The following is a 13332-nucleotide window of genomic DNA, read 5'->3' as shown; positions in this document are numbered from 1 at the left end:
GGTTTCGCCGGACGGGCAAATTGCGGTGCGTCCCGGGCGTGTCGCGCATGTTTCCGGGGTTTTTCCGGCGCCGACACCGAGGGCGCATGCGGGTCTACGATCTCGACCATGATCGATCCCGTGGAATCCGACGCCCGCGATGCCGCCACGACACCGCCTGTCCCCCTCCCCTCGCGCCTCGCCGTCGGCGCGCTCGCGTGGCAGAGCGTCTCCGCCGCGTCGCGTGCGGCCGCCCAGCTCGCCTCGGCCGAGCCGGCATCCCTCGATCCCGCACGTATCGCGGTGGCCTACTCCAGCGAGCGCCACATCCTCCTCGATGGCGAATCGCCCTCGCCCTGGGCCCCGCTCTCGGGATTCTTCCGCACATCCGACGGATGGGTACGCACCCACGGCAACTATCCGCACCACGCGGATGCGCTCCGGATGGCTCTCGCTCTCCCGCGGGACGCGGACCGGGACGCGGTGGCGCGCACCCTCGCGGCGATGCCGGCGGGGGTCGCTGCCGAGGCCATCAGTGCGCGCGGCGGCATCTGCGTCAGCGTCATGCACGAGAACGCGGACGCGGATGCTCTCCTCGCCGAGCGTCCCGTTGTGCGAGTCGATCGCCTGGGCTCCTCCCCCGCTCGCCCGCGGACCTGGGGGCCGACGGCGGCGCCGCTGCACGGCATCCGTGTCCTGGATCTGACGCGCGTGATCGCGGGACCGGTCGCGACCCGAACCCTGGCGCTGCTCGGAGCCGACGTTCTGCGGATCGATCCGCGCCGGCACCCCGAGTTGCCGATGCAGCACGCGGACACCGGGCATGGCAAGCGGTCGACCGTGCTCGATCTGAGAGAGCCCGACGATCGGGAGGTCTTCGATCGCCTGCTCGTCGACGCCGACGTGATCGTTCTCGGCTATCGCCCCGCCGGTCTGGCACACCTGGGGCTCGAACCCGCCGAACTGGCCTCTCGCCATCCCGGAATCATCGTCGCACGGCTGTCGGCATGGGGTTTCGACGCGTCGTCCGCCGACCGCCGTGGATTCGACAGCATCGTGCAGGCCGCGAGCGGCATCGCCTGGATCGAGTCGCGCGAGGACGGCATCCCCGGGGCCCTCCCCGCACAGGCGCTCGACCACAGCGCCGGGTATCTGCTCGCCGCCGAGATCATGAGCCTGCTCGAACGTCAATCGCTCGAGGGCGGGTCGTGGCTCGCGGAGACGTCTCTGCGTCGAGTCGCCGCGGAGCTCCTTCGAATGCCCCGAACGGCCGAGCCGAGCGCCGCCGAGCCCTTCGACCCGGCCCCGCACCTGCAGACCTTCGCCTTCGACGGCGGGATTCTCACGACCGCGGGCCCCGCGATCGCGTACGAGGGCGGACCGGATGCGTTCGCCCCGCCACGCCCCTGGGGTGCGGACACCCCCGCTTGGCTGTGACCCACCCGCCCGCGAACGGACGCAACATGCCGTTCCATGTCGTTGTGGAACGGCATGTTGCGTCCGTTCGGTGCAGATCGAAGTCGAAGCGAAGGGAAAATTGGCTCGAAGGTGGCTTCAGAGGCGCCGGGGCATGGGCGTCCGGTGCCACACCTGCAGGACGATCGCGAGTACCAGGGTGAGCCCGCCCCAGATGCCCACGGTCGGCGGAAGCACGAGGTATGCCAGGTGCTCGACCCCGAAGCCCGGCCGGAGCGGTCCGAAAATCGCCAGCCCGCCGATCCACGCGGTCGTCAGGAACACCGGCAGCGACAGCCACCAGGCGACGCGCACGAAGCCCGCGACCCGATCCGGCACGGGTTCGGGCGGACGACGCGCGAGCCACCACACGGCCCACACCCCGATGATCAGCAATCCGAGCGCCGATGAACCGTACTGCAGCCACTTGTAACCCGCCAACGGGCCCCACTTCTCGGCCAGGGCCGGGAAGGCGAGCAAACCCCACCGGTCGAGGTGCGTGAACAGGTCCCACGCGATGTGACTCGCGACGCCCAGGCCGAGCGAGAGAGCGAGGAGCAGGATGCTCGCCAGCGAGATCGTGCCCGGCGCAGCGCCGGGTCGGTGTCGCGCGAACGTCTCACGCGCAGAGGCCCGGGCCCCGACATGCCACCCTGCCGGGAGCCGTTCGGCCAGCGCCCTCGGCACGAGATCGAGCGCGGCCGGCCGCAGAACACAACGCCAGACGAGCAGCAGCACGAGCGCAACGACAACCGTGACGGGAAGCCACGACCAGGTGTGCGTGACCGAATACCGCAGACCGAATCCCCGCAGGAAGATCGGCAGGTCCGGCGTCATCGCACCGATCGCGATCGCCGCCGGCACCAGCGGCGTGCGCACGAACGGCAGCGCGACGACCGCGTGGCTCGGGGTGAACGGCATCCGGCCGTCAGCTCTCGGTCACTGTTCGGGCGCGATCATCGGACGAAGACGCCCGCCAGGGTCTTCTTGCCGCGACGGAGCACGGAAACCCCGCCCGGAAGGGCGCCCGACACGACGACGGATTCGTCGGCGACCCGCTCGCCGTCGAGACTGACGCCGCCCTGCGCGATCGCGCGCCGGGCCTCGGACAGACTCGCCACCAGACCCGTATCGACGAGAGCGCGAACGATGTCGGTCCCCGGTGGCAGCTCGGCGTGCGGCAGCTCGCGCAGGGCGGACTCGAGCGTCGCCGCATCGAGCGCCATCAGGTCTCCGCCTTGGAAGAGCGCCTCGGATGCCGCGATCACGGCGGCCGTCGCATCCGTTCCGTGCACGAGCGCGGTGACCTCGAGTGCCAGCCGCTTCTGCGCCTCGCGGCGGAACGGCTCGGTCTCGACGAGCTTCTCGTACCGCTCGATCTCGTCCCGGCCGAGGAAGGTGAACACCTTCAGCCTGGAGATCACGTCGGCGTCGAGGGTGTTGAGCCAGAACTGGTAGAACGCGTACGGGCTGCACATCTCGGCGTCCAGCCAGATCGCGTTGCCCTCGCTCTTGCCGAACTTGGTGCCGTCGCTGTTCGTGATCAACGGCGTGCCGAGCGCGTGCACCGAGACACCCTCGACGCGGTGGATCAGATCCACGCCGCTCGTGAGGTTGCCCCACTGGTCGCTGCCGCCGGTCTGCAGCACGCAGCCGTACTCGCGGTAGAGCTCGAGGTAGTCCAGTCCCTGAAGGATCTGGTAGCTGAACTCGGTGTAGCTGATGCCCGCCTCGGAATTCAGCCGGGCGCTCACGGCATCCTTCTTGATCATCGTTCCGACGCGGTAGTGCTTGCCGATCTCACGCAGGAAGTCGATCGCGCTGAGCGGTGCGGTCCAGTCGAGGTTGTTGACCATCCGCGCGGCGTTGTCGCCGTCGAAGCTCAGGAACCGCTCGACCTGTGCCCGCAGGCGCTCGACCCATTCGCTCACGGTCTCGCGGGTGTTGAGGGTGCGCTCGGCCGTCGGCCGCGGATCACCGATCAGACCCGTCGATCCGCCGACCAACCCCAGCGGACGATGCCCCGCGAGCTGCAGTCGACGCATCGTGAGCAGCTGCACGAGGTTGCCGAGGTGCAGGCTCGGCGCCGTCGGGTCGAAGCCGCAGTAGTACACGATCGGGTCGCCACCGAGCATCTCGCGGAGAGTCTCGGCATCGGTCGAGACGTGGATGAGCCCGCGCCAGACGAGGTCATCCCAGACGTTGTCGAAGGCGGGATCGCGCACGGGAGCGGTCGCGGTGAGGGCATCGGATGGCACGTCTTCGAGGTTATCAGCGGCCCGCCGGACGCCCGGACGGGCGTGGTCGGCGATGTTCACGCGCCGCCGGATCCGAGCACCCACCACACGAGGAAGGCCGCCGCGAGGGCCGTGACCCAGCTGACCATGCTGCCCACGAGGAAGTACTCGGCGCGGTCGCCGTTCTCGCCATCGCGCGAGATCTCCGGGAATCGCACGATGCCCTTCGCCGCGATGACGGCCGCGAGCAGCGTGTAGGCACCGGTGAGGGTGAGCGCGAAGACGAGCAGGCGCTCGAGGGGCCCGATCAGTCGGCCGCCCTTGAGCGCCGATGCGCGGGCAGCCGGAGGCGGTGGCGGAAGAGGCGGTACGGAAACGGGTGCGGCGGGGCCGTGCACGGCGGGGTCGTGTGCTGCACCCGGGACATCCCTCATCGCAGCTTCTTCGGGCGGACGGATGACGCGCTCGAGCGCGAGAGCGGAGCGCACGATGACGTTGCCCGACTCGAGCAAGAACACGACCGTTCCCACGAGGAGGAGCATGTCAGCGGCGGACAGCGGACCGAGGGGCGACGCGAGGGGTGGCAATTGGGTGAGCACTCCCCCGCCCCCACCGCCCAGCGGGCCGTCACCGACCAGAATGCCGCCGAAACACACGACGAGCAGCGCCATCATGGGCCAGGCGCCGGCCCGGCCGCCGCCCGCGTGCGGGACGAGCCACAGCCAGACTCCGGCGGAGACCAGAGCCACGACGATAGCGAGGGGCGCCGCCGCGCAGACACCGATCGTGATGACGACGAGTCCCACGACCGCGAACCCGATCCAACGGCGGCCAGGCATGGACACGCGCACGAAGGCTCGCACCAGGTCTGCCGCACCGATCGCGAGCAGCACGAGCCCCGTGAGGGTCACGATCCCGCCCGCCGCGTCAGCGCGTGGAAGCCCTCGACGATCGCGGAGGCTCCGGCCCCCGTGAGCGCCTGAGAGACGGCGGACTGCGTGATGCCCTCGCTCTGGGCGAGGTCCTTCTGCGACCGATCCAGGCAGCGCCCGAGGGTGAGTCGGCGTGTGCGTTCCGACATCGAGGTGACGATCTGGTCGCGCGCCAGCAGGTACGCGTTGGCGAGCGGCACGGGCATGGACATACCGTCAGTCTCGTCCGCACCACCGACAACCCAGGCGCGCGCGCTCGGCGCGGCGCGGCGCTGCTTCGCGTGAACGGTGTCGATGGCCTCGCGCGCCGCCCACCACGCCGGCCCCTCGGGAATCTCGCCCGCGGCGGATCGGATGGGTGCGAGCGGTCCGATCCCGATGCCGAAGCGGAAAGCCACGGCATCCGGAAGCGTCAACTGCAGCAGCAACGTCGAGGCCAGCGCGGCATCGAGGGTGTCGTAGACGGCCTGTTGTTCGTCGCCCGCGGTGGGGCGGAAGGGCTGCCGGGCGAGGGGGAAGGCGCGCTCCGTCGCGGCGATGGCGTCGTCGAGCGTACGTTGAGCGGATTCGCGGTCGTCAAGACGACGAGATCCGATGATGTCAGCGATCACGGCTATGGGCATACCATAAGCATATCGCTTATTATTCAGGAATATAAGGTCAACGCTTATTTGCGAGCAATATCATCGCGAGCTCGCCGGCCGACACGAGAGGCGGGAACGGTCGCTCGGGCTCAGAGTCCGAGCGCGTGGCTCGCGGTCTGTGCGCGCGCGACGAGCTCGGCCCGCTGCTCGGTCACCCGCACGGGCGCCGTACCGCCTGCCCCGGAGCGGCTCGCGACGGAACCCTCGATCGTGAGCACCTCGCGTACGTCGGGCGTGAGCAACGGCGAGACCTCGGCGAAGAGCTCGTCCGAGGCATCCTCGAGTCCGATACCGCGCTGCTCGCACGCGCGCACCAGCGCGCCCGAGATCTCGTGCGCATCGCGGAACGGCACGCGCCGACGCACGAGCCAGTCGGCCACATCGGTCGCGAGCGAGAAACCCTCGGGGGCGAGCCGAGCCATCCGCTCGGTGTCGAATCGCAGCGTCGCGATCATCCCGGCGATCGCGGGAAGCAGCACCTCGAGCGTCACGACCGCGTCGAAGACGGGCTCCTTGTCCTCTTGCAGGTCGCGGTTGTACGCCAGCGGCAGACCCTTGAGCGTGGCGAGCAGACCGGTCAGGTCGCCGATCAGGCGCCCCGCCTTGCCCCGCGTCAGCTCGGCGATGTCCGGGTTCTTCTTCTGCGGCATGATGCTCGAACCTGTCGAATACGCATCGTCGAGTGTCACGAAGCCGAACTCGCGCGTGTTCCACAGGATGATCTCTTCGGCGAAGCGCGAGAGGTCGATGCCGATCATCGCGGCGATGAACGAGAACTCCGCGACCACATCGCGCGCGGCGGTGCCATCGAGCGAGTTCTCGGAGGGGCGGTCGAGGCCGAGCTCGCGGGCCACCAGTGCAGGATCGAGGCCGAGGCTCGACCCCGCGAGCGCTCCCCCGCCATACGGCGAAACGGCGGCGCGGGCGCGCCAGTCGCGCAGGCGTTCGAGGTCGCGTACGAGCGGCCAGGCGTGGGCCTGCAGATGATGGGCGAGCAGGATCGGCTGGGCGTGCTGCAGGTGCGTCCGACCCGGCATGATCGCGGATCCCGCAGCCTCCGCCTGTGAGACAAGGGCATCGATGACACGCAGGATGTCCCGGGCGATGACCGTCGCATGGTCGAGCAGATACATCCGAACGAGCGTCGCGATCTGGTCGTTGCGGCTGCGTCCGGCGCGCAGACGCCCGCCGAGTTCGGCACCCGCCCGCTCGATCAAGCCCCGCTCGAGGGCACCGTGCACGTCCTCATCGGCCTCCGCCGCGACGAAAGCGCCCGAGGCGACGTCCGCGGCCAGGGCATCGAGGGCGGCGTGCATCGCGGCGAGCTCATCCGGCTCGAGATACCCGGCCGCGGCGAGCGCCGCGGCGTGCGCCTTCGAGCCGGCGATGTCGTAGGGCGCGAGCACCCAGTCGAACTGCGTCGAGCGACTCAGCGCGGCCAGTTCGGGCGACGGACCGCCCGCGAATCGTGCGCCCCAGAGCGCCCCCTCGTTCGTACCCTGCGCCTTGTCGTTGCTCACGAGTCCACCCTATCGACGGCATGTAGCGCGGCCGGCCCGCGGGGACCCGCCAGGCGTGACACGCGGTCGAGCACCCACTCGAGGGGTCCGCGCCCCACGAGCAACGCCCACAGCGTGCAGGCGACCACGGTCCAGACCACGAAAGGCACGAACGGATCGGTGTCCCGGAAGGCCCCGAGCGTCGACTCGCCCGCTTCGGGTGCCGGCTGCAGCACCCACCAGACGACGATCTGACCGACGTACGCGGTGAGCGGCATCGAACCGACGGCGCGCAGGGGCAGGGTGAGCCACCCGAGCGGGCCGAGCCACGCCTCGCCGCCATCCGGCGCGCGCCACCACGGTCGGGCGAGCAGCAGGCAGAGGCCGACCACCGCGACCGCGAAGCCCCCCGAGCCGAACACCTCGAGCAGTCCGTCGGAGTGCGGATCTGCGGTCCAGACCATCGCGAGATAGGTGTCCGGCGTCGCGGGCGCGACGGCGGCGAGCGTGTACGCCACGATCGCGAGAGCCGCACCCACGACCACGAGGGCGAGCTGCGTCCGGAGTGCCCGCACATCGAGGCGACCAACGCCGAGTCCCGCGACGACGAAGGCGATCCAGACCGTGAACGGATAGTTGAGGCCGATCAGCAGACCCAGATCCGCCCCAAGCGCGGTGTCCCAGAACGGCAACTGAATGATCGCGGCCTGCACCCAGGGCATCACGAGTCCGAGCAGGGCGGCGAACGCAAAGAGGAACGCGGGTCGCACACGCAGCAGCGGCAGCACCAGCAGGAACAGGATGGCGTACGCCGGCAGGATCACGTAGACCGGCACCTGCGTGAGGATCAGCAGCACACCGATCACCCAGATGCAGAGAGCGCGCAGCGCGAGCCGAGCGGATGCCCGCTCCCGCGCCGCGCCGCTCACCGGTGTACGTCCGCCGGTGAGGAGCGCGATCGAGATTCCCGCGAGCGTCGCGAACAGGATCGATGAACGCCCGTTGACCACGTCTGTCCAGGTCGAGAGGTCCGCGATGTCGAACGGATCGATCCACAGCAGGTGCGCCGCGAACATCCCGATGACGGCCAGACCGCGCGCGAGATCGAGCCCGGCAATCCGGCGCGGGCCATTCAGACGGCGCCAGTTTTCGGCGAGCAGGGGGCGTTTCGCCTCGCTGCGCTCGCTCAACGGATGACCTCGCTCAGGCCCGCTGCAATAGCCACACCAGCAGAGCCTTCTGCGCGTGGAGCCGGTTCTCGGCCTCGTCCCAGACGACGGACTGCGGGCCATCGATCACGTTCGCATCGACCTCGTACCCGCGATCGGCGGGCAGGCAGTGGATGAAGATCGCGTCCGGACGCGCGAGCGACATCGTCTCTTCCGTCACCTTGTACGCGCCGAGATCACGCAGGCGCGCGATCTTCTCCTCTTCCTTGCCCATCGACACCCAGGTGTCGGTCACGATGATGTCGGCTCCCGCCGCAGCCTCGAGCGGATCGGTGTGAATCTCGACCGACCCGCCCGTCTGTGCCGCGATGCGGTCGGCGTCGGCGATGACGTCGTCACGGGGCGAGTAGTCCTCGGGCGCGGCGACGCGAACGTGCATGCCGGCGGTCGCGCACGCGAGCACGTACGAGTGCGCCATGTTGCTCCTGCCGTCACCGAAGAAGGTGAGCGTGAGACCCTTCAGGTCGCCCTTGTGCTCGCGGATGGTGAGCAGGTCGGCCAGAAGCTGGCAGGGGTGGAAATCGTCCGACAGGGCGTTGACGACCGGCACGCGGGTGTCCTTCGCCATCTGTTCCAGCCCTGCCTGCGCGTAGGTGCGCCAGACGATCGCGGCGACCTGGCGCTCGAGCACGCGCGCCGTGTCGGCCGGGGTCTCTTTACCGCCGAGCTGGCTGCTCGCGGTCGTGATGATCAGCGGCGTTCCGCCGAGATCGGCGATGCCCACGGCGAACGAGACGCGCGTGCGGGTCGAGGACTTGTCGAAGATCACCGCGACGGTCTGGGGGCCCGCGAGCGGCTTCTGCGCCCAGCGATCCTTCTTCAACTCGATCGCGAGGTCGAGGATCTCGGCCTGCTCGGCCGCCGTGATGTCGTCATCGCGCAGGAAGTGGCGGGTCATGCGGGAACCTCCGTGGGGGTTGTCTCAGGTGCGGGTGCGGGTGCCGATGCGGATGCGGCATCCGCGGCATCGTCGATCAGAAGGGCGTCGGCCACGGTGGACAACGACGCGGCGAAGAGCTCGAAGAACTCGGCGACCTCGGCGTCGCCGATCGTCAGGGGCGGCGCGAGCCGGATGGTCTCGTCGTTCGCGGCGTTGACGATCAGGCCGTGCTCCTGTGCGGCCGCGACGACGGCCTTCGCGACCGGATGCGTCAAGGCAACGCCGATCAGCAGTCCCTGACCGCGCGTTCCCGCGACGAGCGGGGATCCGAGCGCCGCAATGCCGTCGCGCAGTTCCGGACCGCGCGACGCCGCATTCCCGACGAGTCCTGCCCCTTCGATCTCGCCGAGCACGGCTCCGGCGACGGCCGTGCCGAGGGCGTTCCCGCCGAAGGTCGAGCCGTGCGTGCCCGGGTAGAACAGATCGCTCGCGTCGCCGTACGTGATCAGCGCTCCGATCGGGAAGCCCCCGCCGATCCCCTTCGCGACCGTGATCGCGTCAGGTGTGATGCCCTCGTGCTGAAAGCCGAACCAGCGCCCGGTGCGTCCCGCACCCGTCTGGATCTCGTCGATGATCAGCAGGGCGCCGTGCTTCTCCGTCAGCTCGCGGGCTGCGCGCAGGTACCCCTCGGGCAGTTCCACGACGCCGGCCTCGCCCTGGATGGGCTCGACGACGAGGGCCGCGACTCCCCCCGCGGCGAACGCATCCTCGAGCGCCGCTACCGTCATGGGCAGATGTTCGACGCCGGGGACCATGGGCAGGAAGTCGGCCTGCATGGCGGGCTTACCCGTCATGGCGAGCGTGCCCATCGTGCGCCCGTGGAACGCGTTCTCGAGCGTCAGGATGCGCGTCAGCCCGGCCTTCTTGCCGTGCAGGCGGGCGAGCTTGAACGCGGCCTCGTTGGCCTCGGCGCCGGAGTTGCCGAAATACACGCGTCCCGCCTCACCCGTTCCCGCGAGCCGCTTCAGGCGGGCGGCGAGTTCGAGCTGCGGGGGCGTCGCGAAGTAGTTCGACACGTGCGCGAGCGTCGCCGCCTGCGTGGTGATCGCCTCGACGAAGACCGGATGCGCGTGCCCGAGCGAATTGACCGCGATACCGGCCAGGAAATCGAGGTAGCGGCGACCCGAGTCATCCCACAGCGAACACCCCTCGCCGCGGACGAACAGCGCGAGCCGATCGCCGAAGCTGCGCACCAGGTCCTTGCCCGCGTCATCCTGCCAACTCATCCCGCCACCACCTCTGTTCCGATTCCTTTGTGTGTGAAGACCTCGACGAGTACCGAGTGCGGCACGCGACCGTCGATGATCGCCGCCGTCCTGACGCCGCCCTCGACCGCGTCGAGGCACGCCTGCATCTTGGGGATCATGCCCGACTCGAGGCTCGGCATCATGTCACGCAGTCGCGACGACGTGAGGTGCGAGACGAGCGAATCGCGGTTCGGCCAGTCGGCGTAGAGTCCGGGCACGTCCGTCAGGACGATGAGCTTGGCCGCGCCGAGAGCCACGGCGAGGGCGGATGCCGCGGCATCCGCATTCACATTGAGTGACTGGCCGGGGCGGTCGAGGTCGGGGGCGATGCTCGAGACGACGGGGATGCGTCCCGCCTCGAGGTGATCGTGGATCGCGGTCGGATCGACCTCGACGACATCGCCGACGTTGCCGAGATCGTGCTCGACGCCCTCGATCGTCACACCGCGGCGGCGTCCGCCGAACAGTCCGGCGTCCTCGCCGCTCAACCCGCTCGCGAACGGTCCGTGCGCGTTGATGCGTCCGACGAGCTGCGGGTTGATCTGGCCGGTCAGGACCATGCGCACGACCGAGATCGCCTCGGTGTTCGTGACGCGGTAGCCGCCCTTGAACTCGCTCGGGATCGCGAGCCGGTCGAGCATTGCCGAGATCTGCGGGCCCCCACCGTGCACGACGACCGGCTTCACGCCGACGAAGCGGAGGTAAGCGATGTCCTCGGCGAAGCTCTCCTGCAGCTCTTCCGAGATCATGGCGTTGCCGCCGTACTTGATCACGATGATCTGGTCGCGAAAGGTCTTCAGCCACGGCAGCGACTCGATCAGCACGCCGGCCTTGGCTGCCGCCTCTTCCGGACTGGTGTCCTGGATGGCGCTCTCGGTCGTGTCCGTCGTGTCGGTCATGAGGAGTACGCGCTGTTCTCGTGGACGTAGTCGTGCGTCAGATCGTTGGTCCAGATCGTCGCGTGGGCGTCGCCGACCCGGAGGTCGATGCCGACGTGGGTCGCCCGCGGGGCGAGATCCACCTCTTCGCGCGGGCGGTCGGGGCCGCCCCGCGTGCAGACGCGGACGCCGTTCATGCTGACATCGACGTCGTACGGGTCGAACGCGGCATCCGTCGTTCCGATAGCGGCGAGCACACGGCCCCAGTTGGGGTCGTTGCCGAAGATCGCGGCCTTGAAGAGGTTGTTCCGGGCGACCGACCGGCCGACGGCGACAGCGTCTTCTTCGGATGCCGCGCCGGTGACCTCGATCGTGATGTCGTGGCTCGCGCCCTCGGCGTCGCCCTGCAGCTGGGTCGCGAGGTTCGTGCACACCTCGCGGAGTGCTGCGCCGAAACCCGCGGGGTCGGGCGTGATGCCCGAGGCGCCGCTGACCATGAGCGTGACCTGGTCGTTGGTCGACATGCAGCCGTCCGAATCGAGTCGGTCGAAGCTCACCCGCGTCGCCGCGCGGAGGTGCGCGTCGGCCTGTGCCGAGGTCAGCACGGCGTCGGTCGTGATGACGACGAGCATCGTCGCGAGTCCGGGCGCGAGCATCCCGGCACCCTTGGCCATGGCGCCGATCGACCATCCGTCGCCCTGCACCACCGTGCGCTTGGGACGCGAGTCGGTCGTCATGATGGCGAGGGATGCGTCCTCTCCTCCGTCTGCCGTGAGCGCTGCGATCGCCTTCTCGGTGCCGTCGAGGACCTTGGCGCGGAAGACCTCGTCGCCCGTGCCGATCAGGCCGGTCGAGCAGATCAGGATGTCGCCCGAGCTGACGTCGAGCAGTTCGCCGGCCTTCTCGGCCGTCTGGTGCGTGGTCTGGAAGCCGAAGCTGCCCGTGAAGCAGTTGGCGCCGCCCGAGTTGAGGACGATCGCCTCGACGACGCCGTCCTTCACGGCCTGCTCGGACCAGAGGATCGGGTTGGCCTTGGCGCGGTTGCTCGTGAAGACGGCCGCGCCGACCTTGAGGGGTCCGCGGTTGACGACGACCGCGACATCCGGCTTGCCCGTCGATTTCAGCCCCGCGACGACTCCGGCCGCCTCGAAGCCCTGGGGTGCGGTCACGCTCACGGCGCCACTCCGTTCACGGTCAGGCCCGTGGCCTCGGGAAGGCCGAGGGCGATGTTCATCGATTGGATCGCGGCGCCCGCGGTGCCCTTCACGAGGTTGTCGAGCGCGGTCACGACGACGACCCGGTTCGCGGCGCGGTCGATCGCGAGGCCCATGAGCGCCGTGTTGGCGCCGAGAACGTCGGCCGTGCGGGGGAAGTCGCCTTCGGGCAGGAGCTGCACGAACGTCTCGTTCCCGTACGCCGCCTCCCACGCGCCGCGGATGTCCGCGTCGGTCGCGCCCGGCGCGATGGGGGCCGAGCTCGTCGCGAGGATGCCCCGTGCCATCGGCACGATGACGGGTGTGAACGAGATCCGGATGCCTTCGTCCGCGGTTTCCGGCGCGGTCGATGCGGACCGCGCTGCGGCGAGCGCCTGCCGGATCTCGGGGATGTGCCGGTGCGTGCCGCCCACCGCGTAGGGGTTGGCGGACCCGAGGATCTCGCTCGCGAGCAGGTTGGTCTTCAGGCTCTTGCCCGCACCGCTCGGACCGACGGCCAGAACGCTCACGATGTCGGATGGATCGATGACCCCGGCCGCGACGCCCGGCGCGAGGCTGAGGCTCACTGTCGAGGCGTTGCATCCGGGCGCCGCGATCCGGGTGGCCCCGACGATCCGGTCCCGTTGCGTTCCGCCGTCGACCGGCAACTCGGGCACGCCGTACGTCCAGGCTTCATGGAAGTCGCCGCCGTAGAAGTGGTCCCAGGCGCTGACGGATTCGAGCCGGTGATCGGCGCCGCAGTCGATCACGAGCGGAGTATCGGCGAGCGCGTCGGTGTACTGCCCCGACTGCCCATGGGGCAGGGCCAAGAACACGATGTCGTGACCGGCGAGCGTCTCGGGCGTCGTCTCTTGCAGTGTGAGGTGAGCGAGCGAGCGCAGGTGCGGCTGGTGCGCGACAAGGGGCTGCCCCGCGTTGGAGTGCGCGGTCACGGTGCGGATGACGACATCCGGATGCGCCGCCAGAAGGCGCAACAATTCGCCGCCGGCATAGCCGGAGGCGCCGGAGACGGCTACCTGATAGGGCATGGTTCAACCTTAGGGTCTGGGACGATGCGACCCCCGCTCGGAGCGGGGCG

12 protein-coding genes are annotated in these 13332 nt (G+C 69.6%); 1 reads left to right on the top strand and 11 read right to left on the bottom strand.

The features are described from left to right. The first annotated feature begins 108 nt into the window (after window positions 1-108). Window positions 109-1416, top strand: a complete 1308-nt coding sequence (locus C2868_RS04220) for a CoA transferase (protein ID WP_100811216.1) — start codon at window positions 109-111, stop codon at window positions 1414-1416. 117 nt (window positions 1417-1533) lie between these two features. On the opposite strand, the gene C2868_RS04215 is transcribed toward C2868_RS04220, so the two are convergent. The 11 genes from C2868_RS04215 to argC form a co-directional block, all read right to left on the bottom strand. Further along, entirely contained in the window at window positions 1534-2355 is an 822-nt protein-coding gene (locus C2868_RS04215; protein ID WP_100811217.1) for a DUF4184 family protein, read from the bottom strand. A gap of 35 nt (window positions 2356-2390) precedes the next feature. Continuing rightward, window positions 2391-3692, bottom strand: coding sequence for a tyrosine--tRNA ligase (gene tyrS / locus C2868_RS04210; RefSeq protein WP_103663075.1), 1302 nt, complete (start codon window positions 3690-3692; stop codon window positions 2391-2393). A gap of 56 nt (window positions 3693-3748) precedes the next feature. Continuing rightward, window positions 3749-4582, bottom strand: coding sequence for a hypothetical protein (locus C2868_RS04205; RefSeq protein WP_100811218.1), 834 nt, complete (start codon window positions 4580-4582; stop codon window positions 3749-3751). Next, window positions 4579-5226, bottom strand: a complete 648-nt coding sequence (locus C2868_RS04200; RefSeq protein WP_100811219.1) for a SatD family protein — start codon at window positions 5224-5226, stop codon at window positions 4579-4581. The genes C2868_RS04205 and C2868_RS04200 overlap by 4 nt, the downstream gene beginning before the upstream one ends. Before the next feature lie 110 nt (window positions 5227-5336). Further along, window positions 5337-6767 carry an argininosuccinate lyase gene (gene argH / locus C2868_RS04195; protein ID WP_100811220.1) on the bottom strand — a complete coding sequence of 477 codons (1431 nt, stop codon included), beginning with the start codon at window positions 6765-6767 and terminating at the stop codon, window positions 5337-5339. Next, complete coding sequence (locus tag C2868_RS04190; RefSeq protein ID WP_232711209.1) at window positions 6764-7936, bottom strand: heparan-alpha-glucosaminide N-acetyltransferase domain-containing protein; 1173 nt, start codon at window positions 7934-7936, stop codon at window positions 6764-6766. Before C2868_RS04190 ends, argH begins: the two co-directional genes overlap by 4 nt. Before the next feature lie 13 nt (window positions 7937-7949). Beyond that, the gene (gene argF / locus C2868_RS04185) at window positions 7950-8873 is read right to left on the bottom strand and encodes an ornithine carbamoyltransferase (protein ID WP_100811222.1); all 924 of its coding nucleotides are present in this window, start codon (window positions 8871-8873) and stop codon (window positions 7950-7952) included. Further along, window positions 8870-10141: an acetylornithine transaminase gene (locus tag C2868_RS04180; protein ID WP_100811223.1), complete on the bottom strand. Its 1272-nt coding sequence runs from the start codon at window positions 10139-10141 to the stop codon at window positions 8870-8872. The genes argF and C2868_RS04180 overlap by 4 nt, the downstream gene beginning before the upstream one ends. Next, on the bottom strand, window positions 10138-11061 hold the full coding sequence (gene argB, locus C2868_RS04175) for an acetylglutamate kinase (RefSeq protein WP_100811224.1): 924 nt from the start codon (window positions 11059-11061) through the stop codon (window positions 10138-10140). The genes C2868_RS04180 and argB overlap by 4 nt, the downstream gene beginning before the upstream one ends. Beyond that, the gene (gene argJ / locus C2868_RS04170) at window positions 11058-12215 is read right to left on the bottom strand and encodes a bifunctional glutamate N-acetyltransferase/amino-acid acetyltransferase ArgJ (protein ID WP_100811225.1); all 1158 of its coding nucleotides are present in this window, start codon (window positions 12213-12215) and stop codon (window positions 11058-11060) included. The genes argB and argJ overlap by 4 nt, the downstream gene beginning before the upstream one ends. After that, complete coding sequence (argC, locus tag C2868_RS04165; RefSeq protein WP_100811226.1) at window positions 12212-13282, bottom strand: N-acetyl-gamma-glutamyl-phosphate reductase; 1071 nt, start codon at window positions 13280-13282, stop codon at window positions 12212-12214. Before argC ends, argJ begins: the two co-directional genes overlap by 4 nt. Window positions 13283-13332: the final 50 nt, after the last annotated feature.

The sequence above is a fragment of the Microbacterium sp. CJ77 genome, from assembly GCF_002911615.1.
GTDB lineage: Bacteria > Actinomycetota > Actinomycetes > Actinomycetales > Microbacteriaceae > Microbacterium.
Note: the sequence above shows the minus strand (reverse complement) of the source record. Positions and strands in the feature narration are given on the sequence as shown.

Bases quoted from the DNA above. Each gene is read 5' to 3' on its own strand.
- argF (WP_100811222.1), bottom strand. From the start codon at position 8,873: ATGACCCGCCACTTCCTGCGCGATGACGACATCACGGCGGCCGAGCAG.
- C2868_RS04200 (WP_100811219.1), bottom strand. From the start codon at position 5,226: ATGCCCATAGCCGTGATCGCTGACATCATCGGATCTCGTCGTCTTGAC.
- C2868_RS04180 (WP_100811223.1), bottom strand. From the start codon at position 10,141: ATGAGTTGGCAGGATGACGCGGGCAAGGACCTGGTGCGCAGCTTCGGC.
- C2868_RS04215 (WP_100811217.1), bottom strand. From the start codon at position 2,355: ATGCCGTTCACCCCGAGCCACGCGGTCGTCGCGCTGCCGTTCGTGCGC.
- argB (WP_100811224.1), bottom strand. From the start codon at position 11,061: ATGACCGACACGACGGACACGACCGAGAGCGCCATCCAGGACACCAGT.
- argC (WP_100811226.1), bottom strand. From the start codon at position 13,282: ATGCCCTATCAGGTAGCCGTCTCCGGCGCCTCCGGCTATGCCGGCGGC.
- C2868_RS04220 (WP_100811216.1), top strand. From the start codon at position 109: ATGATCGATCCCGTGGAATCCGACGCCCGCGATGCCGCCACGACACCG.